22 protein-coding genes are annotated in these 19,893 nt (G+C 72.1%); 13 read left to right on the forward strand and 9 right to left on the reverse strand.

The window, feature by feature from the left end; all coding sequences use genetic code 11:
- Nucleotides 1-39: 39 nt before the first annotated feature.
- From tsaD to AB0I28_RS23460, 3 genes are read left to right on the forward strand one after another with little or no spacing between them, the layout of a single operon-like run.
- Nucleotides 40-1,074, forward strand: a complete 1,035-nt coding sequence (gene tsaD / locus AB0I28_RS23450) for a tRNA (adenosine(37)-N6)-threonylcarbamoyltransferase complex transferase subunit TsaD (protein WP_357496553.1) — start codon at nucleotides 40-42, stop codon at nucleotides 1,072-1,074.
- The gene (gene rocD, locus AB0I28_RS23455) at nucleotides 1,058-2,242 is read left to right on the forward strand and encodes an ornithine--oxo-acid transaminase (protein ID WP_357496554.1); all 1,185 of its coding nucleotides are present in this window, start codon (nucleotides 1,058-1,060) and stop codon (nucleotides 2,240-2,242) included. The genes tsaD and rocD overlap by 17 nt, the downstream gene beginning before the upstream one ends.
- A gap of 10 nt (nucleotides 2,243-2,252) precedes the next feature.
- On the forward strand, nucleotides 2,253-2,927 hold the full coding sequence (locus AB0I28_RS23460) for a hypothetical protein (protein ID WP_357496556.1): 675 nt from the start codon (nucleotides 2,253-2,255) through the stop codon (nucleotides 2,925-2,927).
- Nucleotides 2,928-2,952: 25 nt separating this feature from the next.
- Here the strand turns inward: AB0I28_RS23460 and AB0I28_RS23465 are convergent, their stop codons facing one another.
- Nucleotides 2,953-3,756, reverse strand: a complete 804-nt coding sequence (locus AB0I28_RS23465) for an NmrA family NAD(P)-binding protein (protein WP_357496558.1) — start codon at nucleotides 3,754-3,756, stop codon at nucleotides 2,953-2,955.
- 151 nt (nucleotides 3,757-3,907) lie between these two features.
- On the opposite strand from AB0I28_RS23465, the gene AB0I28_RS23470 reads away from it, so the two are divergent.
- The 3 genes from AB0I28_RS23470 (at nucleotide 3,908) to AB0I28_RS23480 (ending at nucleotide 6,028) form a co-directional block, all read left to right on the forward strand.
- Nucleotides 3,908-4,708: a metalloregulator ArsR/SmtB family transcription factor gene (locus tag AB0I28_RS23470; RefSeq protein WP_357496560.1), complete on the forward strand. Its 801-nt coding sequence runs from the start codon at nucleotides 3,908-3,910 to the stop codon at nucleotides 4,706-4,708.
- 73 nt (nucleotides 4,709-4,781) lie between these two features.
- Nucleotides 4,782-5,348: a helix-turn-helix domain-containing protein gene (locus AB0I28_RS23475; protein WP_357496562.1), complete on the forward strand. Its 567-nt coding sequence runs from the start codon at nucleotides 4,782-4,784 to the stop codon at nucleotides 5,346-5,348.
- Nucleotides 5,345-6,028, forward strand: a complete 684-nt coding sequence (locus AB0I28_RS23480) for an alpha/beta fold hydrolase (RefSeq protein WP_357496564.1) — start codon at nucleotides 5,345-5,347, stop codon at nucleotides 6,026-6,028. Before AB0I28_RS23475 ends, AB0I28_RS23480 begins: the two co-directional genes overlap by 4 nt.
- Here AB0I28_RS23480 and AB0I28_RS23485 read toward each other — a convergent pair.
- Complete coding sequence (locus tag AB0I28_RS23485; RefSeq protein ID WP_357496566.1) at nucleotides 6,025-7,584, reverse strand: lipase family protein; 1,560 nt, start codon at nucleotides 7,582-7,584, stop codon at nucleotides 6,025-6,027. The two genes, AB0I28_RS23480 and AB0I28_RS23485, sit on opposite strands and share 4 nt — an antisense overlap.
- A gap of 123 nt (nucleotides 7,585-7,707) precedes the next feature.
- Between AB0I28_RS23485 and AB0I28_RS23490 the strand changes: the two genes are divergently transcribed.
- Nucleotides 7,708-9,195 carry a hypothetical protein gene (locus AB0I28_RS23490; protein WP_357496568.1) on the forward strand — a complete coding sequence of 496 codons (1,488 nt, stop codon included), beginning with the start codon at nucleotides 7,708-7,710 and terminating at the stop codon, nucleotides 9,193-9,195.
- Here the strand turns inward: AB0I28_RS23490 and AB0I28_RS23495 are convergent.
- Nucleotides 9,192-9,863 carry a TetR/AcrR family transcriptional regulator C-terminal domain-containing protein gene (locus tag AB0I28_RS23495; RefSeq protein ID WP_357496570.1) on the reverse strand — a complete coding sequence of 224 codons (672 nt, stop codon included), beginning with the start codon at nucleotides 9,861-9,863 and terminating at the stop codon, nucleotides 9,192-9,194. The two genes, AB0I28_RS23490 and AB0I28_RS23495, sit on opposite strands and share 4 nt — an antisense overlap.
- A gap of 98 nt (nucleotides 9,864-9,961) precedes the next feature.
- Here AB0I28_RS23495 and AB0I28_RS23500 point away from each other — a divergent pair, with 98 nt between their 5' ends.
- A complete protein-coding gene (locus tag AB0I28_RS23500) occupies nucleotides 9,962-10,660 on the forward strand; it encodes an NAD(P)H-binding protein (RefSeq protein ID WP_357496572.1) in 699 nt (232 codons plus the stop codon).
- 49 nt (nucleotides 10,661-10,709) lie between these two features.
- On the forward strand, nucleotides 10,710-11,111 hold the full coding sequence (locus AB0I28_RS23505; RefSeq protein ID WP_357496574.1) for a DUF4234 domain-containing protein: 402 nt from the start codon (nucleotides 10,710-10,712) through the stop codon (nucleotides 11,109-11,111).
- Here the strand turns inward: AB0I28_RS23505 and AB0I28_RS23510 are convergent.
- Nucleotides 11,108-12,145 (reverse strand): restriction endonuclease, encoded by a 1,038-nt coding sequence (locus AB0I28_RS23510; protein WP_357496576.1) that lies wholly within the window; start codon nucleotides 12,143-12,145, stop codon nucleotides 11,108-11,110. The two genes, AB0I28_RS23505 and AB0I28_RS23510, sit on opposite strands and share 4 nt — an antisense overlap.
- A 71-nt stretch (nucleotides 12,146-12,216) precedes the next feature.
- The gene (locus AB0I28_RS23515) at nucleotides 12,217-13,005 is read right to left on the reverse strand and encodes a hypothetical protein (protein ID WP_357496578.1); all 789 of its coding nucleotides are present in this window, start codon (nucleotides 13,003-13,005) and stop codon (nucleotides 12,217-12,219) included.
- Between the two features lie 131 nt (nucleotides 13,006-13,136).
- Here AB0I28_RS23515 and AB0I28_RS23520 point away from each other — a divergent pair, with 131 nt between their 5' ends.
- From AB0I28_RS23520 to AB0I28_RS23535, 4 genes are all read left to right on the forward strand, one after another.
- Nucleotides 13,137-13,955, forward strand: a complete 819-nt coding sequence (locus tag AB0I28_RS23520; RefSeq protein WP_357496580.1) for an RNA methyltransferase — start codon at nucleotides 13,137-13,139, stop codon at nucleotides 13,953-13,955.
- 73 nt (nucleotides 13,956-14,028) lie between these two features.
- A complete protein-coding gene (gene prfB, locus AB0I28_RS23525) occupies nucleotides 14,029-15,162 on the forward strand; it encodes a peptide chain release factor 2 (protein ID WP_357496582.1) in 1,134 nt (377 codons plus the stop codon).
- 204 nt (nucleotides 15,163-15,366) lie between these two features.
- Complete coding sequence (locus AB0I28_RS23530) at nucleotides 15,367-16,350, forward strand: hypothetical protein (RefSeq protein ID WP_357496584.1); 984 nt, start codon at nucleotides 15,367-15,369, stop codon at nucleotides 16,348-16,350.
- A gap of 104 nt (nucleotides 16,351-16,454) precedes the next feature.
- Nucleotides 16,455-16,814: a hypothetical protein gene (locus tag AB0I28_RS23535; protein WP_357496586.1), complete on the forward strand. Its 360-nt coding sequence runs from the start codon at nucleotides 16,455-16,457 to the stop codon at nucleotides 16,812-16,814.
- Between the two features lie 19 nt (nucleotides 16,815-16,833).
- Here the strand turns inward: AB0I28_RS23535 and AB0I28_RS23540 are convergent, their stop codons facing one another.
- From AB0I28_RS23540 to AB0I28_RS23555, 4 genes are all read right to left on the reverse strand, one after another.
- The gene (locus AB0I28_RS23540; RefSeq protein WP_357496588.1) at nucleotides 16,834-17,829 is read right to left on the reverse strand and encodes an alpha/beta fold hydrolase; all 996 of its coding nucleotides are present in this window, start codon (nucleotides 17,827-17,829) and stop codon (nucleotides 16,834-16,836) included.
- Between the two features lie 481 nt (nucleotides 17,830-18,310).
- Nucleotides 18,311-18,460: a hypothetical protein gene (locus tag AB0I28_RS23545; protein ID WP_357496590.1), complete on the reverse strand. Its 150-nt coding sequence runs from the start codon at nucleotides 18,458-18,460 to the stop codon at nucleotides 18,311-18,313.
- A complete protein-coding gene (locus AB0I28_RS23550; RefSeq protein WP_357496592.1) occupies nucleotides 18,457-18,888 on the reverse strand; it encodes a hypothetical protein in 432 nt (143 codons plus the stop codon). The genes AB0I28_RS23545 and AB0I28_RS23550 overlap by 4 nt, the downstream gene beginning before the upstream one ends.
- Nucleotides 18,889-19,000: 112 nt before the next feature.
- Nucleotides 19,001-19,882, reverse strand: coding sequence for a sigma-70 family RNA polymerase sigma factor (locus AB0I28_RS23555; RefSeq protein ID WP_357496594.1), 882 nt, complete (start codon nucleotides 19,880-19,882; stop codon nucleotides 19,001-19,003).
- Between the last annotated feature and the right edge of the window lie 11 nt (nucleotides 19,883-19,893).

Below are 19,893 nucleotides of genomic sequence, written 5' to 3' on the forward strand. Positions count from 1 at the left end.
GCCATACTCGGGCCATGAGCACCGACGGGCCCACCTGACATGCCTCTCGTACTGGGCATCGAATCCTCCTGCGACGAGACCGGCGTCGGCCTGGTCCGCGACGGCGTCCTGCTCGGCGACGCGCTCGCCTCCAGCGTCGACGAGCACGCCCGCTTCGGCGGCGTGGTCCCCGAGATCGCCGCCCGCGCCCACCTCGAAGCGCTCGTCCCCATGGTCAAGTCCGCGCTCACGACCGCCGGCGTCGCCATGTCCGACGTGGACGCCGTCGCCGTCACCGCCGGGCCCGGCCTGGCCTCCGCGCTCAACGTCGGCCTCGCGGCCGGCAAGGCCTACGCGACCTCGCTGGGCGTCCCTCTCTACGGCGTGCACCACCTCGCCGGCCACGCCGCCGCCGACGTCCTCGGCCACGGCCCGCTGCCGTCCCCCTCGGTCGTCCTCATCGTCTCCGGCGGGCACACCTCGCTCCTGCTCGTCGAGGACCTGGTGCGCCGGCCGATCGCGCACATCGGCGACACCGCCGACGACGCCGCCGGGGAGGCCTTCGACAAGGTCGCCCGCCTGCTCGGCCTGCCCTACCCCGGTGGGCCCGCCATCGGCCGGATCGCCGTGCAGGGCGACCCGCAGGCCATCGCCTTCCCGCGGGCGCGCGTCGGCGACTTCGGCTTCTCCTTCTCCGGACTCAAGACCGCCGTGGCGCGGTGGGTCGAGCGCCACGACGGCCCGATTCCGGTCGCCGACGTGGCCGCGTCCTTCCAGGAGGCCGTCGCCGACGTGCTCACCGCCCGCGCGATCGCCGCGTGCCGCGCGCACGCCGTCGGCACGCTCGTCATCGTCGGCGGGGTGGCCGCCAACGGCCGCCTGCGCGACCTGGCCGCGTCGCGGTGCAAGGAGGCCGGCATCGAGCTGCGGATCCCCCCTCCGCGCCTGTGCACCGACAACGGCGCGATGATCGCCGCCGTCGGCGACCTCCTCGTCGCCGCCGGCGCGCCGCCCTCGCGCCCGAACCTGTCGGCCGACCCGTCGGCCGTGCTCGTCAACGCTCAACTAGGGGGACACGATGTCGATCACGCTTGAGGAACTTCACGGCGCCCACAACTACCACCCCTTGCCGGTGGTCCTCACCCACGGCGAGGGCGCCTGGGTCACCGACGTCTCCGGCCGCCGCCTTCTCGACCTGCTCGCCGGCTACTCGGCCCTCAACTTCGGCCACCGCCACCCGCGCCTGGTCGAGGCCGCCAAGCGCCAGCTCGACCGGCTCACCCTCACCAGCCGCGCCTTCCACTCCGACCAGCTCGGCGAGTTCTGCGCCGAGCTTGCCGCGCTGGCCGGCAAGGAGGCCGTGCTGCCGATGAACACCGGCGCCGAGGCGGTCGAGACGGGCGTCAAGCTCGCCCGCCGCTGGGGCTACCGGATCAAGGGCGTGCCCGCCGACACGGCCCGCGTGATCGTCTTCGACGGCAACTTCCACGGCCGCACGACCACGATCGTCAGCTTCTCCACCGACCCGGTCGCCCGCGAGGACTACGGCCCCTACACGCCCGGCTTCGACGTCGTGAAGTACGGCGACCTCGACGCCCTGCGCGCGGCGGTCACGCCGGAGACGGTCGCGGTCCTGCTGGAGCCCGTCCAGGGCGAGGCGGGAGTGGTCGTGCCGCCCGACGGCTGGCTGCGCGGGGTCCGGGAGCTGTGCGACGAGCACGGGATGCTCATGGTCGCCGACGAGATCCAGTCCGGCCTCGCCCGCACCGGACGCACCTTCGCGTGCGACCACGAGGACGTCGTGCCCGACGTGTACCTGCTCGGCAAGGCGCTGGGCGGGGGGATCCTGCCGCTGTCGGCCGTCGTCGCCGACCGCGCGGTGATGGACGTGTTCACCCCCGGCAGCCACGGCTCGACCTTCGGGGGAAACCCCCTCGCGGCGGCGGTCGGGCGCGAGGTCGTCGCGATGCTCTCCACGGGCGAGTGGCAGGAGCGGGCGACCGAGCTCGGCGCCCACCTCGACACGGCCCTGCGCGGGCTGGGAAACCGGCACATCGCCGAGGTCCGCACGCGCGGCCCGTGGGCCGGGGTCACGCTGACCGCCGACGCGCCGGACGCGCGCGTGATCTGCGAGCGCATGGCCGCCTACGGGGTGCTGTGCAAAGAGGCTCACGGTGACACGTTGAGGCTGGCGCCACCACTGGTGGTCACTCCCGAGGAGCTCACATGGGCCGTGGACATGCTGGGCAAGGCTCTTGGGTAGTCAGTAGGGCATGCGGACGGACTTTCACGAACGCGTCAACGCGATGATCACCGGGCTCGACGACTGGGACGACACGGTCGTCGAGGCCCGCTCCGAGAAGTCCTGGGCGGGAGACCCGCCGGTCCTCGTCGAGTCCAAGCGCTCCTTCGCCGACGGCGTCGAGCCCTACTGGCTGGGCGCGCGGGAGGTCCAGGCGCGCTGGCGGAGCGCCGACCAGCGCCTCGGCGGCGAGTTCCGGATCCCCGACGTGCGGGCCTGCCTGGACGGCGGGCCGTTCTTGCACGACGACCCGATGCTGCCCGACGGGCAGGCCGAGACCATGGCGAGCATGCGGATCATCGAGGCGACAGAGTCGGGTCGGCTGACCGGGCTGCGCCATGAGACCGAGAACCGGCCGGAGCTGTGGTTCTACGACACGAACCATCACCGGCTGGACTCTCTGGAACTCGACTACTCCACATACATGGAGATGCTGCTGCTGACCCGTGGCGTGTCGGGCTGGCAGTACCTGTTCGCCGACATCGACCTGAGCGCGCCGGAGTTCAACGGGGTCGTCGGGTGGCTCGACCGCGCCCTGGTCCTGCTGCCGCCGAGATTCCCCGATGAGCGCTGGCCCGAGCTGGAGCGCCGTCTCGACGCCCGCGCCGGGACCTCCCATGGTCGCGGGCACGGCCGCGCGAGGTGAGTGCGAACCCACCCCGCGTCCGCGGCTAGAAACGGTGGGCGTTCTCCTCGGCCCACTGGGCGAAGGTGCGCGGCGGCCGGCCCAGGACGCGCTGGAGCGTGCCGTCGGGGGTGTAGGCCTCCGGCGGCGGGTCGGCGTGCCAGCCGACGACATAGTCCGCGTCTGCCTGGGAGACCCCCTGGTCGAGCAGCTTCTGGACGGCCTGTTCGTGGCTGGTCTCGACGTAGCGCAGCTCGCGGCCGAGGGCCTTCGACAGGATCGACACGCGTTCGGGCGCGGTCAGCGCCTCGTCCCCGTTGATGGTGTAGGCCTTCTCGTGGTGCCCCTCCTCGGTGAGCGCGACCGCCGCGACCTCGCCGATGTCGCCCTCGTGGACGACGGCGCCGCGCACGTCGGGGAAGGGCGCGCGGACGACGCCCTCGGCCCTGATGTCCTCGCGCCAGTCGAGGGCGTTGGCCATGAACTCCTGCGGCTCTAGGCGCGTCCAGGTCACGCCGGACTCGGCGACGGCCTGCTCGGCGGGACCGACGTAGCCGCCCCACAGGATCGTGAAGCGCTCGACGCCCGCGGCGAGGGCCTTCTTCACGAACTCAGGCCCCGACTCGGCGACCCCGGAGGTCACCGTGATGTGCACGGCGGTGACGCCGTCGAAGACCGAGCCGAGCGTCGCGGGCTCGTTGTGGTTGCCGGCGACCACCTCGGCGCCCTCGGGAAGCTTTGCCTTCGCGGGGTCGCGGGTCAGTGCCCGCACTCGCGCACCCCGCTTGAGCAGATGGTCGACAACGTGGCGGCCGGTGTTGCCGGTGGCGCCGGTGACCAGGATGGTCATGATGGATCTCCTCTCGTCACGGCCGAAGCTAGGTCCCCAACCGAAGTTGAGGTCAACGGCGAGTGATGGGTGACACTTGACGTGCAACCATTTGGCTGCCTATGCTGAAAAGGCAGCCGAATGGTTGCCTGATTCCGCAGGGAAGCCGAAGATGGACGCGGTATTCAAAGCTCTCGCCGACCCGACCCGCCGGGCGCTCCTGGACGGACTCAACCGGCGAAACGGCCAGACCCTGCGCGAGTTGTGCACTGAACTGGACATGACCCGGCAGGCCGTCACCAAGCACCTCGCGATCCTGGAGGACGCCGGCCTGGTCGTCACCTTCCGCAAGGGGCGCGAGAAGCTCCACCACCTCAACGCCGCCCCCGTCAACGACATCGCCGACCGCTGGATCAGCCGCTACGACCAAGGGCGGGCGCGTGCGCTCGCCGGCCTCAAGCAGGCACTGGAGGGCAACGCCATGGGCGACACGAGCTTCGTCTACGTCACCTACATCAAGACCACCCCGGAGAAGCTGTACCGGGCCCTGACCGAGCCGGAGTTCATCCGGCGGTACTTCGACGGCGCCGGGCCCGAGTCCGACTTCCAGGTCGGCTCGAAGGTGCTGTGGAAGATCGAGTCGGGCGGGCAGACCCACGACTGGGGCCAGCGGGTCCTTGAGGCCGAGCCGGGCAAGCGGCTGGTCTACACCTGGCACACCTACGAGCCGGAGATGGAGCAGTACTTCCCGCACCTCACCCACGAGGAGTTCGCCGCCCTGAAGGACGAGCAGGTCTCGAAGGTCAGCTTCGACATCGAGCCCTCCGGCGAGGGCGCCAAGCTCACGGTCGTCCACGACGGCTTCGCGCCGGGCGCCGAGATGCTCAAGGGCATCAGCCAGGGCTGGCCGGAGATCCTGTCCAACCTCAAGACGGTCCTGGAGACCGGGGAGCGGGCCGCCTTCACCTTGTGAGAGGGGCGGTCGTTCCGGCGGGGCGGCCACGCGAAAATTAGACACCGTCCAATTTTCGGGCTAGTCTCGGCACATGACCCAGCGCGGGGAGGGCAAGAAGCGGGCGACGCGCCGCGCCATCCAGGAGGCGGCCGTCCGGCTCGCCGTCCAGCACGGCGTCGACGGCGTGTCAGTCGAGGCGATCAGCGCCGCCGCCGGCATCGCCCGCAGCACCTTCTTCACCCACTTCAAGTCCAAAGAGGACGCCCTCACCCCCGAGGCCCCCTGGAGCGCCGCCGAACTCGCCGAGGCCGTCGCCGCCCGGCCCTCGCGGGAGTCGGCGCCCGCCGCCGTCGCCGAAGTCCTCGCGGGAGCGGCCCGGCGCCTCGACGCGGACCCTGCGGCGAACCGCTCGTGGCCGGAGTTCTTCGCCCGCAACCCCGGCTTCGTCCCGCCGCACAACGCCGAACTCACCGAAGTCCTGGTCGAGGCCGTCACCCCCCGCGCCGGCGACCGCGACGAGGCCGAACTCGCCGTCGCCGTTGCCATGGCGGTCTTCTGGACAGTCCGGCGGCAGGCCGCGCGCGACGGCGCGGCGCTCGAACCCCGGCTGCGACGGGCACTGGCCCGCCGCCTTCCGTCCACGAAGGAGAAGTCGTGAGAGACTTCCTGCTCGTCCACGGTTCCTTCCACGGAAGCTGGTGCTGGGACGAACTCATGCCGCACCTGGCCGCCGCGGGGCACACCGTCGAGGCGCCCGACCTCGACGGCGGACGCCGCGGGCCCGAGGAGCTGCTGCCCGCGCTGGAGGCCATGGGCGGCCCGGTGATCCTGGTCGGGCACAGCTCCGGCGGCATGGCGATCTCGGCGCTGGCCCGCCTCCGTCCCCAGCTGGTCGGCGCCATGGTCTACGTCGCCGGCTTCATGCTCAGGGAGGGCGAGACGCCGCACCATCTCGGCGGGGATCGCGGCGGCCTCTTCGAAAGCGCGCTGGTCTTCGACCGCGAGGCCGGGACCATGTCGATCCGCCCCGAACTCGCCGGCGAGTTGTTCTACCACGACTGCGATCCGGCCATCGCCGAGCGCGCGACCGCTCGGCTGGTCCCGGAGGTCCTGAAGCGCCCGGTCGCCACCGGTTCCGCCGCCGAGACGGCCGACGAGGGCCTGCGGCGCTTCTACGTCGAGTGCGCCGACGACCGCGCCCTCGACCCCGCCAAGCAGCGCCTGATGTACACCCGGGAGCCGCGCCCGGTACTGCACACCCTCGACAGTGGACACTCGCCGTTCCTTTCGCGGCCGGCCGAACTGGCGGCGATCCTCGACGAGATCGCCGCGACCTAGAACCTCCCGAACAGCCAGCCCGCCGCCGCGTCCTCGCCCCGGCAGGTCGCGCGGACGGCGTCGACGATCTCCTCGGCCGTCACGCGCCCGTCACCGTCGCCGTCGAGCTGCTGGGCCGCCCACTCGGCCTCGGCGGGCTCCAGCCGGCACGCGCTGAGCAGCGCGGTGAGCTCATCGCGGTCGAGCACGCCGTCGCCGTCGGTGTCGACGAGGCCGATCACCGCCTTCGCCAGCGGTGAGACCGCGTCGGCGAAGCCCTTCCCCTCGGCCTCGCGGGCGATCCAGGCCGCGTACTCGGCCTTGCTCACCCCCGTGTCGCCGTCGGTGTCGGCGCCGCCCCTGATGGCCCGCCACAGTTTCCGGTAGCCCTGGCGCACCTCGCGGGCCGCCGGCGCGTCGGGAGCCTGCCCCAGGGCCTGTACGAGGCGCAGCCCGAAGGCCTCGTAGTCGTCGCGGCGCAAGACGCCGTCGCCGGTGCGGTCCATGAGATCGAAGCCGTCGCCCGGCGGGGGCGGCACCACCACGGCCGCCAGGTGCTCGCCGGCCCACGACAGCGCGCCGGGATGTCCGTCGGTGAGCATCCCGGCGTGGTCGGGGCCGTCGTAGTCGCGGTGGTGAACGGCGGTGTTGGTCTCGCGCAGCAGCGAAACGAAGTCGGCGGCGGCCAGGTAGGGGACCACGGCGTCGGTGCGGCTGGCCGAGACCAGCACGGGCCGGTCGAGGAAGCTGACCGGCACGCTGGCCGCCCGCAGGGTCGCCTCGACGATCGGGTCGGCGGCGATGCCGGTGATCCCGGCGTCGTCGTTGGTGACGCCCCGCACGGCGATGAACATGTCCCGCAAGGTGGCGTTGGCGGCCTGCCCGACGAGGCGCCGGCCGGTGGCGGTCAGCCCGATCGAGGCCGTGAAACCGGGGTGGGTCACCGACATCCCGGCCAGGATCAACGGCAGCAGCGGTGACAGCGGGCCCTCGCCGTCGGCGGTGGCGGTCGCGACGAGCCGGTTCAGCGACACCGCCGGAGCCAGCGCGACCGTCCCCTTGAAGGCGAGCTCGGGCGCGTAGGCGGTGGCGATGTGCGCGCAGTACAGGGCGGCGTGGCCGCCCTGGGAGAAGCCGACGGCGAGCCAGTCGCGGGCCAGTGAATGGCCGAGCTGGTGGGCGGCGCGGACGGCGTCGACGATGTCGTCGGCGACGGCCTCGCCGTTGAAGTAGGGGTGCGGGCCGGGCGTGGCGAGGCCCTCGTAGTCGGTGGCGGCGACGGCGTACCCGGCCGCGAGCCATTTCGCGACGTGGTCGCGCTCCAGGCGCGGCAGGCCCGAGCGGGAGGGCGCGGCGGAGTCGGACAGGCCGGTGGTGCCGTGCGCGAAGCCGATCACGGGGAAACCGTGGTCGGGCTCGCCGCCGGCGGGAATGAACACCGAGCCGGTGACGAGCCGGCCGCCGCCGTGGTATCCCATGCCCTGGTAGGAGATGCGATGCGCGGCCGAGGCCCCGGTGGGCCACAGCCTCTGCGGTAGAGGTCGGGACTGGAGGAGGGTGCCGGGACGGCGGGGCATGCGGGCTCCGATGATCGGGCGAAGATTACCCGAAACATCCTAAATAGTGCCGTATGCGGGCATGTGCGGAGGGCGACGCGAAAGGAATGGCGCCGATCGGTCCACAGTGGTTGAATCCCGGCGGTGTTCATGATGCAGTTCCTGCGCGAGTTCGGTTCCTGGTACTGGGACGGCGAGCTCGACGAGGTCGAGGCCACCGCGTTCGAGGCGACCGGCGAGGCCAGGACCCCCGAGGAGTTCCGGCGCCTGCACCTGATCCTGCTGCGCAGCGGCAATCCGGCCGCGCGCGGCATCGCGCTCGACTTCTACGACCGGGCGGCCGCCACCTCCCGCTTCGGTGAGGCCAACCCCTTCGAACCGCACCTCGACGAGATCCTGGAAGTGGCCAGGGAACTGCTGCGCCGGCCGCCGGTCGCGAGCGCGAAGACGCCCGGCGCCAGCCACGCCTCGGCGCTGCTGGCGCTCAAGAACGACGCCGACGAGCAGGACGCGCCGCTGGTCGCCGACGTGCTGGAGCACTCGCCCGAGGGCGCGCTGCTGGACAACGCGCTGACCACGGCGGGCACCGTGCTCGCCCGCTCCGGCGAGCCCGACGCGCGGCTGGTCGGGCTGCTCCGGGCGATCGCGACCGACGCCGAGGCCGACGTCCACGACCGCACGGAGGCCGTGCGGGCGCTGGAGGAGGTCGAGGATCCCGCTCTCACCGAGCTGTTCGCGGCCTTGGCCGAGGGCGAAGGCGAGCAGGCCGTCCGCGACCAGGCGGCCCTGGCGCTGCTCGGCCACCGTCGCTTCTACGAGCATCGCGAACTGCTGGAACGGCTCGAACGCCAGGCGCCGGCGGAGGGGCGGGCCTGGCCCGAGACGCTCATCCGCGAGGCCTTCGCGGCCGGCGAGCACAGCCTCTACTGGACCGGTGACGAGCCCCGGCTCGACGCCGGACTCGCCGCGGCGCTGGACGAGATGCGCGCCCCGACCGGCGAAGCGGCGCACGTCGCGGCCTGCCGGGCGATGCTCCACAGTGGAGTACCCGCGGCGGTCGGCATCGCCCTCGACCACTTCCACATGGACGAGGGCCTCGGCCGCTTCGGCATCGACGTCGAGGAGTACGCCGAAGAGACCCGCGCCGCCGCCCGTGCCCTCCTCGACGGCGAGACCGAGGAGCGGGCACGGATCTCCGCCCTGAGACTGCTGGAGGAGCTGGCCGAGCCGGCCGACACCGACCTCGCCGTCCGCGTCCTGCGCGCCCGCGACATCACACCGCCGGTCCGCGAACGCGCGGCCCGCCTCGCGGGCGAACTCCTTGAAGGCGCCGAGCTCGCCGCGCCGGATCTGCTCGCCGCCTTGGAGGAGCTGATCGCCGACGAGTCCGTCGAGATCCAGGGCCGCCGCCTCGCGGTCATCGCGCTGTTCGGAAGTGCCGACCCGGCCGCCACCGAGCTGCTGCTGCGCGCGGCCGCCTCGTCCGAAGTGGACATCCAGGTCGAGGCCGCGATCGGGCTGAACAAGGAGAGGCAGGGCGGACGGCACCTCGAACTGCTCCGCGAGCTGACCGCCTCCTGGCCCACGGACGACCCGCCGGATCGGGCGTGGCTGGTGAATCTGCCGGACTAGGCCGTGTCCTGGGGCAGGTCCGGCCGCAGCGCGTCGAGGATGAGCGTCAGGCCGAAGTCGAACTCCTCGGTGTAGTCGTAGTCGGGGCGCAGGGCGTAGTCGGCCATCAGCTCCGTCAGGTGCGGGTAGGCGTCGGCGGGCATCGCGTCGCGGATGCCGCCGGCGACCTCGTCGAGTTCGCTGCGGTCGGAGAACGGCATGCTCAGCTCCTGGAGCACGAAGCCGTAGAGGTAGCTGTCGATCAGCGAGAAGGCGTGCGCGGCCATGACGACGGAGAAGCCGCCCGCGCGCAGGGCGCCCAGGACGGCGTCGTGGTGGCGAAGGGTCGCCGGGCCGGGCTGCGTGCGCGAGTCGAGCAGGCCGACGGCCCAGGGGTGGCGCCGCAGGGACGCGCGGGCCGAGACCGCCCGGTCGCGCATGGCCGTCTTCCAATCTCCGGACGGGGCGGGCAGCGCGATCGTGGCGAACACCGCGTCGACCATGCCGTCGAGGATGTCCTCGCGGCCGGCGACGTGGTTGTAGAGCGACATCGCCTCGACGCCGAGCCGCCCGGCGATCGCCCGCATGGAGGCGCCGGTCTCGCCCTTCTCGTCGGCGAGCGCCACGGCCGCGGCGACCACCCGCTCCCGGCTCAGCGGCTCCCGCTTCGACCTTGAGCGTCCCGCCATGCCACTTCCCCTCGCCGCCCTTGACGTACTTACGGCGTAAGTGTAACTTTTACTTACAGCGTAAGTTTCCGCGGGATGCCAGAGACGGGACAGGGGACATGAACGCAGGTCGGGGACGCAAGGTGTGCATCGTCGGGGCCTCGGGGAAACTCGGGCGGTACATGGTCCGGCACGCGCTGGACCGCGGTTTCGAGGTCGTCGGCGTGTGCCGGGCGCGCAGCGTGGCGAAGCTGGCGGACTTCGCCGACCGGATCACGATCGTGCCGGGGCAGACCGACGACCGGGAGGTGATCGCCGAGGCGGTCGCCGGATGCGACGGGGTGCTGACCGTCCTGGTGCCTTGGGGGGTGCGGCAGTACTCGTCGGGGACGGCGCAGGCGGTGCTCGATCACGCCGAGCCCGGCGCGCGGCTGGTGTTCTCCTGCGGGTGGCACATCACCCGCGACGGCAAGGACAAGTACTCGTGGGTGTTCAAGACGGTCCTCAAAGCCGCCGCGTGGGTGGGGCGGGCGGTGCGGGCCGTCGAGATCGATGACCAGGTCGAGGCGTGCCGGCGGATCTTCGCCAGTGGGCGGCGCTGGACGGTCGTGCGCGGCAGTGACCTCGAAGAGGGCGAGAGCCAGGGACTGCCGGTGTGGAGCCGTCACGTCGGCGACCCGGTGCTGGCGAGCAACCTGACGCGGCGCGTCGACTTCGCGCTGTTCATGGTCGCCGCGCTCGACGACGACACCCTCGTCCAGGAGGCGCCGGCGATCGTCGGGAGCCGTTCGGCGAGCGCGCTGGCACACGCCGGCTGATTTCTGCCGTCCCGCCGCGCGCGAGGCCCTGAGCGGCGACAATGCCGACATGACCGGATCGGCGGGAAAGACCCGAAACGTGTTCCTGGTGTGGTTCGTGTGGCCGCTGATCACGCTCGGGATCTACCACTTCGTGTGGTGGTACAAGATCAACTGCGAGGCCCGCGACTTCGACGCGCGCATCCGTGTCTCACCCGGCGTGTCGCTGCTGGCGATCCTGCTCGGCTGGATCATCATCATCCCGCCCTTCGTGTCGGTGTTCAACACGGGCGCGCGGATCGCGCGGATGCAGCGCGCGGCCGGGATCGAGGCGAGCTGCAACCCGTGGATCGGACTGATCCTGACCTTCGTGTTCAGCCTGCACTCGCTGTACTACCAGATGGAGCTGAACAAGATCTGGGCCAAGTACGGCGACCCGGGCGAGGGGACGACGGTGCGGCTGGAGGCCTAGACGGCCTCCGAGGGCGTGTCGACGACGTAGACCGGGCGCATGGGCAGTAGGCGCTTGTACTCCGCGCTGAACTTCTCGTAGTGCTCGAAGACCAGGTCGACGAGTTCCCGGCCGTTGACGAGCCGCAGATCCCGCCGCGCCCGGCTCTCGTACTGCGCGTCCTTCGAGTACGCCCCGAGCGTCACGAACAGGCCCAACTCGCCCCCGTGCGAGGACAGGGTCCCGATCAGCCCGCGCACGTCCGGTCCGCCGATGGTGCCGGCGGTCCGCTTGCACTGGACCTTGATGATCGGCGGCTCCAAGCCCAGTGGGTCGCGGTGGGCGATGATGTCCACCCCGCCGTCGCCGGAGGCCGTCGTGACCTGCGTTCGGTAGCCCATCGCGTTGAGGAGATGGGCGACGAAGTGCTCGAAGTCGACGCCTTCGAGGCGGGTCATCAGGGTCTCGATGACGAAGTCTCGCGTGTAGGTCTCGATGCGCTCGGCGTCGGGGATGACGGCGGCGGCCTCGGTGAGCGCCTCGTCCGAGGCGGGCGCGGGCGGGGATGCCGACGCGGACGGCGCGACGGTGCCGTCGAGGTGGCGGAGGAACTCGGCCTTGTGCTTCTTGACCTCGAAGAGCGTCAGCGACGAGCCGATCTCGTAACGGGCGGCCTGCGAGAACGCCGTGCGCGGCACTCCGCCGCCGGGCAGCCAGTCGACGGTGCGGCGGTTGGGGTGCACCGCCTCGCCCGGAAGATGCGCGTAGTCGCCGGCGATGCGGCCGAAGTACAGCGTGCTGTCCGGCTTGTGCGGGTAGACGACCAGGTCACCGGGCTGTAAAACGCGCACGAAGCGCCACAGCATCCCGGCGATCAGCGCGGTCTTGTTGGGATGCCAGTCCGGGAAGGCCTCGGCGACCCGCGCCTTCACCGCTTCGCGGGTGCCGCCCAGCGCGGCCAGGTCGCCGAGGACCGGCCACCCGATCGAGATGAATCGGTTGTCGACCAGATTCAGCTGCGGCTGGTCATTGTGGACGCCCCACATCGTCGTCATCTCCGGAAGCTACCAGCGCCTGCCCCCACCACCCCACCCCGCGTTCCGGCACCATCCCCATCCCCAGCCCTTCACCCGGCGGGCTCCCGATACTTCGCCGCGTCGGCCTCGAACCGCGCCCCCGCGCCGAGGTCGATCAGCACCGACGAGGGATCGCCGGGCGCGTGGACCACGACGACCGGGCTCCCGGCGAGCGGAACGCGGTCGCTCCAGGTGATCATGTGCGCCCGCAGCACACCGAGCGGGCAGGCCACGTCCACCACGAACTCCGGCCGTCCCTGCTGCCAGCGGTTGCGAAACCGCACGGAGGTCAGCCGGCCCGGCGAACGCCGCCCGTAGCGCCGCAGGTGCGCGATCGCCGCCTGCCGCGACCGCGCGTAGCGCAGCGCGCCGCGCGCCCCCGCGGCGGCGAACGGCGCCCGGATCAGGCACAGCGCACCCACGACCCCCGGCAGGACGCTGAAGACGCCGGCGCCGAGCCCCGGCCCGAAGTGGGCGGCCAGCGCGGCCGTCGCCGCCACCCCGCCCGCGCCGATGCCCAGGTACGCCGAGACCCCGGCGACCCGCAAGGCGGCCTCGTCCTGCCCGTAGCGCTTCTCGACCCCCGCGGCGATCCCGGCGGTCAGGACCCCCGCCGCCATGAACAGCGCGATGATGACCGCGACGTACCAGCCGGAGAACGGCCGGTCACCGAGAGCCACATAGGGCCAGAAGGCCGCGAGCAGGCACCACACCGTCGCGGCGATCACCGACGCGCGCACCGTCCCGCGCGGCAACCGCTCCGGGGGCGGCGTCGGGGTCTCCACGACCATCGCGTCGCCCTCTTCGGCGACCGAGAAGACCGGCAGGTTCTCGCTCACGGGTCCCTCCTCTCCTGGAGGTGCCAGCGTGCGGCGGGGGACGCGGCTACCGGTCCCAGGTTCGGCGCCGCGGCGGGCGTCGGCGGTACCATCCCCCCAGACCACCGACCCGAGGAGCACGAGCGGCGCCCATGCCCACCGACCCGCGCGACGAGATCACCAGCGTCACCAACCCCCGCGTGAAGGCCCTCGTCGCCCTGCGCCGCCGCCGCATCCGCCAGGACCAGGGCGTCACCCTCGTCGAGGGCTACGAGGAACTCGACCTCGCCCTCACCGCCGGCGTCCGGCCCACCGAGCTCTACGTCTGCCCCGACCTGTCGGCCGGTGATCCCCGCGCGGTCGAGGCCCGCGCCGCCGAACTCGGCGCCGCCGTCTTCCGCCTCAGCCGTCCCGCTTTCGAGAAGGCCGCCTACCGCGAGGGCCCCGACGGCTGGCTAGCCGTCGTCCCCGACGTCGAGACCGACCTCGCCGATCTCCCGACGACGGGAAACCCCCTGTTCGTGGTGTGCGGCGGCGTCGAGAAGCCGGGAAACCTCGGCTCGATCCTGCGCACCGCCGACGCGGCCGGCGTCACCGCCGTCATCTCCGTCGACCCGGTCACCGACTGGGGAAACCCCAACGTCGTCCGCGCGAGCAAGGGCGCGGTCTTCTCCGTGCCGGTCGCCTCCTGCGACACCGCCGCCTTCCTCGACTGGCTCACCGGGCGCGGCCTCACCGTCGTCGCCACGACCCCCGACACCGAGACCTACGTCACCGGCCTCGACCTGTCGGGCCCGACCGCCGTCCTGGTCGGCTCGGAGAAGTACGGACTGTCCGCCGACCTGCTCACACACGCCGACGCCCGCGCGAAACTGCCCATGTTCGGCCGCGTCGACTCCCTCAACGTCGCGGTCACCGCGGCCGTCGTCACCTACGAATGCGTCCGCCAGCGCATGGCGGCCGATAGCTGACGACAGTGCGCCAGGCCTCCCAACGGCCCGACTCGCCCGGATGGTATTTGCGGTGCGCGTAGGCTTGACCGTTGTGACCAGCCATGACCTGACCACCGAACTTCGTGATCTGGACTCGACGCTCCAGACGGTCGAGACGGTGCTCGACCTCGACTCGCTGAACAAGGAGAAGAGCGAGCTCGAATCGATCGCCGCCGAGCCCGGCCTCTGGGACGACCCCGAGAAGGCCCAGCAGGTCACCTCCCGCCTGTCGCACGTCCAGGGCGAGCTCAACCGCGTCACCGGCCTGCGCAGCCGCATCGACGACGCCGGGGTCCTCCTCGAACTCGCCGCCGAGGAGACCGACGAGGGCACCCTCACCGAGGCGCGCGAGGAGATCGCCAGCCTGCGCAAGCTCGTCGACGAGCTGGAGGTCCGCACCCTTCTGTCCGGTCCCTACGACGAGCGCGAGGCGCTGGTCACCGTCCGGTCGGGTGCCGGTGGTGCCGACGCCAGCGACTTCGCCGAGCAGCTGATGCGCATGTACCTGCGCTGGGCCGAGCGGCACAAGTACGCCACCGAGGTCTACGACGTGTCTTACGCGGAGGAGGCGGGCATCAAGTCGGCGACCTTCGCCGTGAAGGCGCCCTACGTCTACGGCACCCTGTCGGTCGAGCAGGGGACGCACCGGATGGTGCGCATCTCGAAGTACGACAACCAGGGCCGCCGGCAGACGGCGTTCGCGGCCGTCGAGGTCGTCCCGGTCGTCGAGCAGACCGACCAGATCGAGGTCCCCGACGACGAGATCCGCGTGGACGTCTACCGCGCCTCCGGGCCGGGCGGCCAGGGCGTCAACACCACCGACTCCGCCGTCCGCCTGACCCACATCCCCACCGGCCTCGTCGTGACCTGCCAGAACGAGCGCAGCCAGCTCCAGAACAAGGCCAGCGCGATGAACGTGCTGATGGCCAAGCTCCTCCAGCGCAAGCGCGCCGAGGAGGAGGCCGAGATCAACGAGCTTCGCGGGGACGTGACCGCGTCGTGGGGCGACCAGATGCGCACCTACGTCCAGCACCCGTACCAGATGGTGAAGGATCTGCGGACCGGCTGGGAGACCAACCAGCCCGACGTGGTCCTCGACGGTGACATCGACGGCCTCATCGAGGCGGGCATCCGCTGGCGCAAGCAGCGCCAGGCCGAGCGCGCCGCCGCCGAGGCCGCCGTCTAGACGTCGGAGGGTGGGGCGCGAGTCCCACCCGTCCACTGTTGACAGTCGCTTGTGGACATTTTCACAGCGTCCGGTGACAACCCGCCCGTCTAGCTGCTCATTCGCCGACATACCAAGACATCCGCCCCAGGCCCGCCGCGTCCGATCGCCCGCCCGCACCCATCTACTCGGTGACAGCGAACGATCAACCGAAGGGCATCACCCGTGCGATCGACGATCACCCGCAAGTCTCTCGGCCGGATCGCGGCGACGGCTCTGGCCGCCGCCGCGCTCGTCACCGCGACCGCCGGCATCGCGCAGGCCGCCGCGCCCGCCGAGGCGCCCGCCGCGCCGGCGAGCGGCACCGCCGCCGTCCAGGAGGTCGGCGGAACCCTCTACTACGTCGCCGGAAGCAGCGTCCGCGCGTGGACGCCCGGACAGGCGCCGACCGTGCTGTTCACGGCGACCGGCAACATCGCCGGCAGCGCCAGCGTCTCGCCCGACGGCCGCTACCTCTCCTACTTCGTGCGCGGCGACGCCTACCCGAAGCAGAACCTGGTGGTCCGCGACCTGACCACCGGCACCGAGAAGGTCGTCTACAAGGGAATCGTGCAGGGCGGCGAGATCTGCGCCGACACCCAGTGGGCTCCCGACGGCAGCGCCCGGGTCATGACCCTCACCGGCTACGTCGAGGGCAAGGGCTACGCCGCCCGCTGGTTCGACGCCAAGACCGGCAAGGTCACCTCGACCGTGCACGTGCGCAACTGCAACGAGCCGCGCGCGGCCCTGCGCGCCGACGGCGGCTTCGACATCTACCAGATCGAGGAGGGGGAGCTGGTCCGCACCGCTCCGAACGGATCCCGCACGATCCTGTCGGCGGTCAACGCCGGTCTCCAGGCCACGCTCGGCGAGGCGCTGGACAACCTCAGCTCCGTGAGCCGCGACGGCACCCGCGCCTGCGTGACCGTCGGGTGGAGCAACTTCATCCGCCCGCTGGAGTGCGACGTCGTCGTCGACACCGGCACCGGCGAGGTCCTGCACCAGCGCACCGGTGACGAGCCCGGCACCGTCAAACTCCTCGACGACGGCACCATGCTCGTCGACGACGGGGCGACCGTGACGCACCTTTCGGCCGACGGCGCCGTCCTCGCCCAGTCGGCGGAGCCCGCGACGCTGAGCTCCGCGAACCTGCTGAGCCACCGGGGTTAGGGATGGCGGGCCGCCCCGGACCCCGGTCCGGGGCGGCCCGTGGAACCCATAGGCGGCAAGGTTTCCGGTCAGCCGAGAGTGCGGGTTCGACTACGGTGTCCACAGTGGCCTGCCCCGCCGCGTCCGTGATGAACCTCGGCGTGCGGCTGTCGGAACCGTTGGAGGTCTTCGCGTGGCTGGCCGCCGCCGGAGTCGCCGCCGCCGTCGTCCAGTTCTTCGCCGTCTACCTCCCGCCGGCCCCGATCCTCACCGAGAACTCCGCGGAGATCGCCGCCACGGCATACGAACACGCCGCCGACTCCGCCGTCGTCGTCGAGACGCTCGCCGCGGCCGTCGCCGGTGCTCATCGCGTTCTGAACCGCAAGCGGAACCACTTCGCCGCCGGGCTGGTGACCCTCGCGGCCTCGGGTGCCGTCGCCGCCGTCGTGGTGGTCATCGCGTCGCTGATCGGGAGCGCGCCCTGAGGACGCGCCCCCTTCCAGGTCACAACGCCCGACCGAGCCACGCCTCGACCGCCGGATACCAGTTTGCGGCCGTGCGGTGCAGGTTGAGCACATGCCCCGTGTCGGCGACGACCAGCGCGTCCAGCGCGGTGCCCGCCGGATAGTAGGCGCGCTCGCTCGCCAGCAGCGCCGCCGACGAGGAGCAGTCCGTGGCGCCCGGCCCGCACAGGAAGCGGTCGAACTCGCCGACGATCACGTAGACCGGGACGTGGATGTCACCGCCGACGCCGACGTCGCCGAGCGCGAACACGTCCGGCTCACCGGTCAGCTCGTCGAGGGCCATGACCAGGGGCGAGGCCGTCGGGCGGTGGTACATCCAGGAACTCTTGCCGCCGAGGGGCAGCGACGTGTAGCCCTCGTCGAGCCCGCGGCCGGCCAGGCGCGGATCCCGTGCGGCGGGGATGTAGGAGGCGCCCATCTCGGCGAAGGCGTCCCAGTTCGGGGTGCTCGACTCGCCGGTGAGGACGATCCCGTCGACGTCGGCGGGCCACCGCTGCGCCACCGCCCGCGAGAGCGTCGACCCCAGCGAGTTGCCGACCAGGACGACCCTGTCGAAGGTGCGCCGCAGTTCCTCCACCACCTGGTGGACCGAGTCGCGATGCGTGTCGGGCGCGAAGAGCGAACTGTGCGGCGCCGAACTCGCCCCCGTCCCGAGCCGGTCCATCGCGAAGGTCGCGTGCCCGGCCCGGCTCATGTACTCCACATAGGACGATCCGCGCGGGTCGCCCCGCATCGTCCAGTAGGAGCGATCGTAGGTGCCGCCGGGGATCAGGACCTGGATCGTGTCGGCCCCACGCGGTGCGCAGAGCGTCCCGGCGACGACCTGATCGCCGGCCGCGCCGGGTGTGAGCGCGACCCCGACGGTCTTCTCCCGGCAGACGACGGGGCGAGCGGAAGCGGCGGCGGGCGCCGCCGAGATCGGAAGTGCGGCGGCCACCACGAGCAGGGCGGCCAGAGCGGTGCGGGTACGGATCATGCGACTCCTTGTTCGTACGGTGTACGGACATGGTAGTCGACGACGTACGCCGTACGGAGTGGTGGGGTGCGGGGAAGCCGTGCTGCGCTCGAAACGAGGGCGTCAAGACCGGCGGGGCCCACGGCAGAAGGGCTCGGCCGGCGCGTGGGGGTGGGGCCGGTGGGCGCCTAGGCCGGAGGCGCGGCGTCGAGCGGAAACGGCCGGCCCGGCCGGATCGCGTCCCAGAACAGCCGCAGGTCGTTCTCCACGACCTCGCCGTGTGCGTCCGCGCACGTGGCGACGAAAGTCCGGGCCGAAGACGCGTGCGGCCGGGACCTTCGCCACGGCGTTGAGCTCGCCGGTGGCCTCCGCGTCGGCGATCGCGCCTCTGCCCTCCGGGGAGTTCCACACTGCCGCCTCCGCGAACACCAGGTCCACGTCCGACACGAACGCGGTCGCGTTCCGCACGGCCGTATGCGGCCGCCCGGTCTCCCAGTCGACGTCACTGCCGTTGACCCGGATCCCTCCCGTGCGTCGCCCGCTCCGTCAGCTTCTCCTCGCCGACCGCGCCGCCGTGCCGCAACCTGGCGTGCCCGCCCGCGTCCATCCATCGCGACCGCAACGCGACGATCCCGTCGTCCCGCAAGGTCAAGTCCGCCAGCCCTTTCGGCCCCTGCTCGGGAAAGGCGTGGCACCGCACCGCGACACGTCCGACACCGCCGCTCGCGCCGCCGGCGACCCGGCCGGACCGTGACCGCCCTTCAGCGGCCCGACCACCGCCGGCGGGCCCAGCCCCGCCACCGAACCGGCCGCCCCGTCGGGGTCCACCACCGCCAGGTAATCCCGGCACAGCCCGGCCGCGGCCAGATACCCCTCCGCGGCCTCGGAAGCGCGGTCCGCCGCCGACGCCGTGTGGTCCCTCGCGGACTCCGGCAGCCGATGGTTCGAGCCCGCGTAGACGGTCGCGATCCGGCTGCCGACCTCGTCGGCATCGCGCGCGTGGTCGGTGATCCGCGCCGCCAGCGCCTCGAACTCCTCGACGGCCGCGTCGATGCCCGCCCGCACCTCGAACCAGCTCATCGGTACACCTGGTCCACATAGGACCGCAGGGCTTCGGCGGCCTCGTCCAGGCCACCGCTCGCCGTCCGGACCTCATGCCCGCCCAGTGGCCGGAGCACCGTCCAACACCGCCTCACCCCAGCCCGATCGCCATCCCGCCCAAGCGTTCCCCGTCGGCCACCACGTCGAAGGCCGCGATCCGATCCCCCTCGAACGTCACCTCCAGCACCATCCGCAACCTCCCCCTCGGCGCCACCAGCACACCGGCCACCCCGCCCACCAGCGCCGAAACGGCACCGTGCGCGCGCCCGGAGAACAGCTCGGCGACCGCCGCGGCGCCGCGCACACCGTCGCGCGACCCGAGTCGGACGGCGGCGAGGTCGGCGCGGAAGACGACATCGGGGTCCAGCATCTCCAGCAGTGCGGCGAAGTCGCCTTCCCTTGCGGCCGTGAGGAAGGCGTCGATCGCGGCCCGTCGCTTGCGCACGACCGCCTCGCCGACGCCCACGCCGACCCCGACGCCCCCGCCCTCGGCTCCACCCCGGACCCGGCGGCGGGCGCGGCTCGCCAGCTTCTGCGTGGTCGCGGTGCTCCGGTCGACGATCGGCGCGATCTCCTCGAAGGGCACCGAGAACATGTCGTGCAGCACGAAGGCGAGCCTCTCGGCGGGCGACAGCGTGTCCAGCACGACCAGCATCGCCAGCCCCACCGAGTCGGCCAGCATCGCCTCCTGCTCGGGATCGCCGCGCCCGACGAGCGTCACCCCGGCCTCGCCGTCGAGCGGCACCTCGCGCCGGGATCGCCGTGTCCGCAGCATGTCCAGGCACACGCGGCCGATGACCGTGGTCAGCCAGCCGGCCAGGTTCTCGACCTTCGCCAAGTCGGCGCGCGAGGCCTTCAGCCAGGTCTCCTGGAGCGCGTCCTCGGCCTCGGCGAGAGAGCCGAGCATGCGGTAGGCCACCGCGCGCAGGTGATCGCGGTGCGGCGCGAAGGCAAAAAGAATTCCGTCGTCCATGGTCTGGTTCT

Source organism: Phytomonospora sp. NPDC050363 (assembly GCF_040655735.1).
Lineage (GTDB): Bacteria > Actinomycetota > Actinomycetes > Mycobacteriales > Micromonosporaceae > Phytomonospora.

What these genes read in the sequence shown, in the direction of transcription:
- tsaD (WP_357496553.1), top strand. Translation starts at nt 40, where the DNA reads ATGCCTCTCGTACTGGGCATCGAATCCTCCTGCGACGAGACCGGCGTC.
- rocD (WP_357496554.1), top strand. Translation starts at nt 1,058, where the DNA reads ATGTCGATCACGCTTGAGGAACTTCACGGCGCCCACAACTACCACCCC.
- AB0I28_RS23460 (WP_357496556.1), top strand. Translation starts at nt 2,253, where the DNA reads ATGCGGACGGACTTTCACGAACGCGTCAACGCGATGATCACCGGGCTC.
- AB0I28_RS23465 (WP_357496558.1), bottom strand. Translation starts at nt 3,756, where the DNA reads ATGACCATCCTGGTCACCGGCGCCACCGGCAACACCGGCCGCCACGTT.
- AB0I28_RS23470 (WP_357496560.1), top strand. Translation starts at nt 3,908, where the DNA reads ATGGACGCGGTATTCAAAGCTCTCGCCGACCCGACCCGCCGGGCGCTC.
- AB0I28_RS23475 (WP_357496562.1), top strand. Translation starts at nt 4,782, where the DNA reads ATGACCCAGCGCGGGGAGGGCAAGAAGCGGGCGACGCGCCGCGCCATC.
- AB0I28_RS23485 (WP_357496566.1), bottom strand. Translation starts at nt 7,584, where the DNA reads ATGCCCCGCCGTCCCGGCACCCTCCTCCAGTCCCGACCTCTACCGCAG.
- AB0I28_RS23495 (WP_357496570.1), bottom strand. Translation starts at nt 9,863, where the DNA reads ATGGCGGGACGCTCAAGGTCGAAGCGGGAGCCGCTGAGCCGGGAGCGG.
- AB0I28_RS23500 (WP_357496572.1), top strand. Translation starts at nt 9,962, where the DNA reads ATGAACGCAGGTCGGGGACGCAAGGTGTGCATCGTCGGGGCCTCGGGG.
- AB0I28_RS23505 (WP_357496574.1), top strand. Translation starts at nt 10,710, where the DNA reads ATGACCGGATCGGCGGGAAAGACCCGAAACGTGTTCCTGGTGTGGTTC.
- AB0I28_RS23510 (WP_357496576.1), bottom strand. Translation starts at nt 12,145, where the DNA reads ATGACGACGATGTGGGGCGTCCACAATGACCAGCCGCAGCTGAATCTG.
- AB0I28_RS23520 (WP_357496580.1), top strand. Translation starts at nt 13,137, where the DNA reads ATGCCCACCGACCCGCGCGACGAGATCACCAGCGTCACCAACCCCCGC.
- AB0I28_RS23540 (WP_357496588.1), bottom strand. Translation starts at nt 17,829, where the DNA reads ATGATCCGTACCCGCACCGCTCTGGCCGCCCTGCTCGTGGTGGCCGCC.
- AB0I28_RS23550 (WP_357496592.1), bottom strand. Translation starts at nt 18,888, where the DNA reads ATGAGCTGGTTCGAGGTGCGGGCGGGCATCGACGCGGCCGTCGAGGAG.
- AB0I28_RS23555 (WP_357496594.1), bottom strand. Translation starts at nt 19,882, where the DNA reads ATGGACGACGGAATTCTTTTTGCCTTCGCGCCGCACCGCGATCACCTG.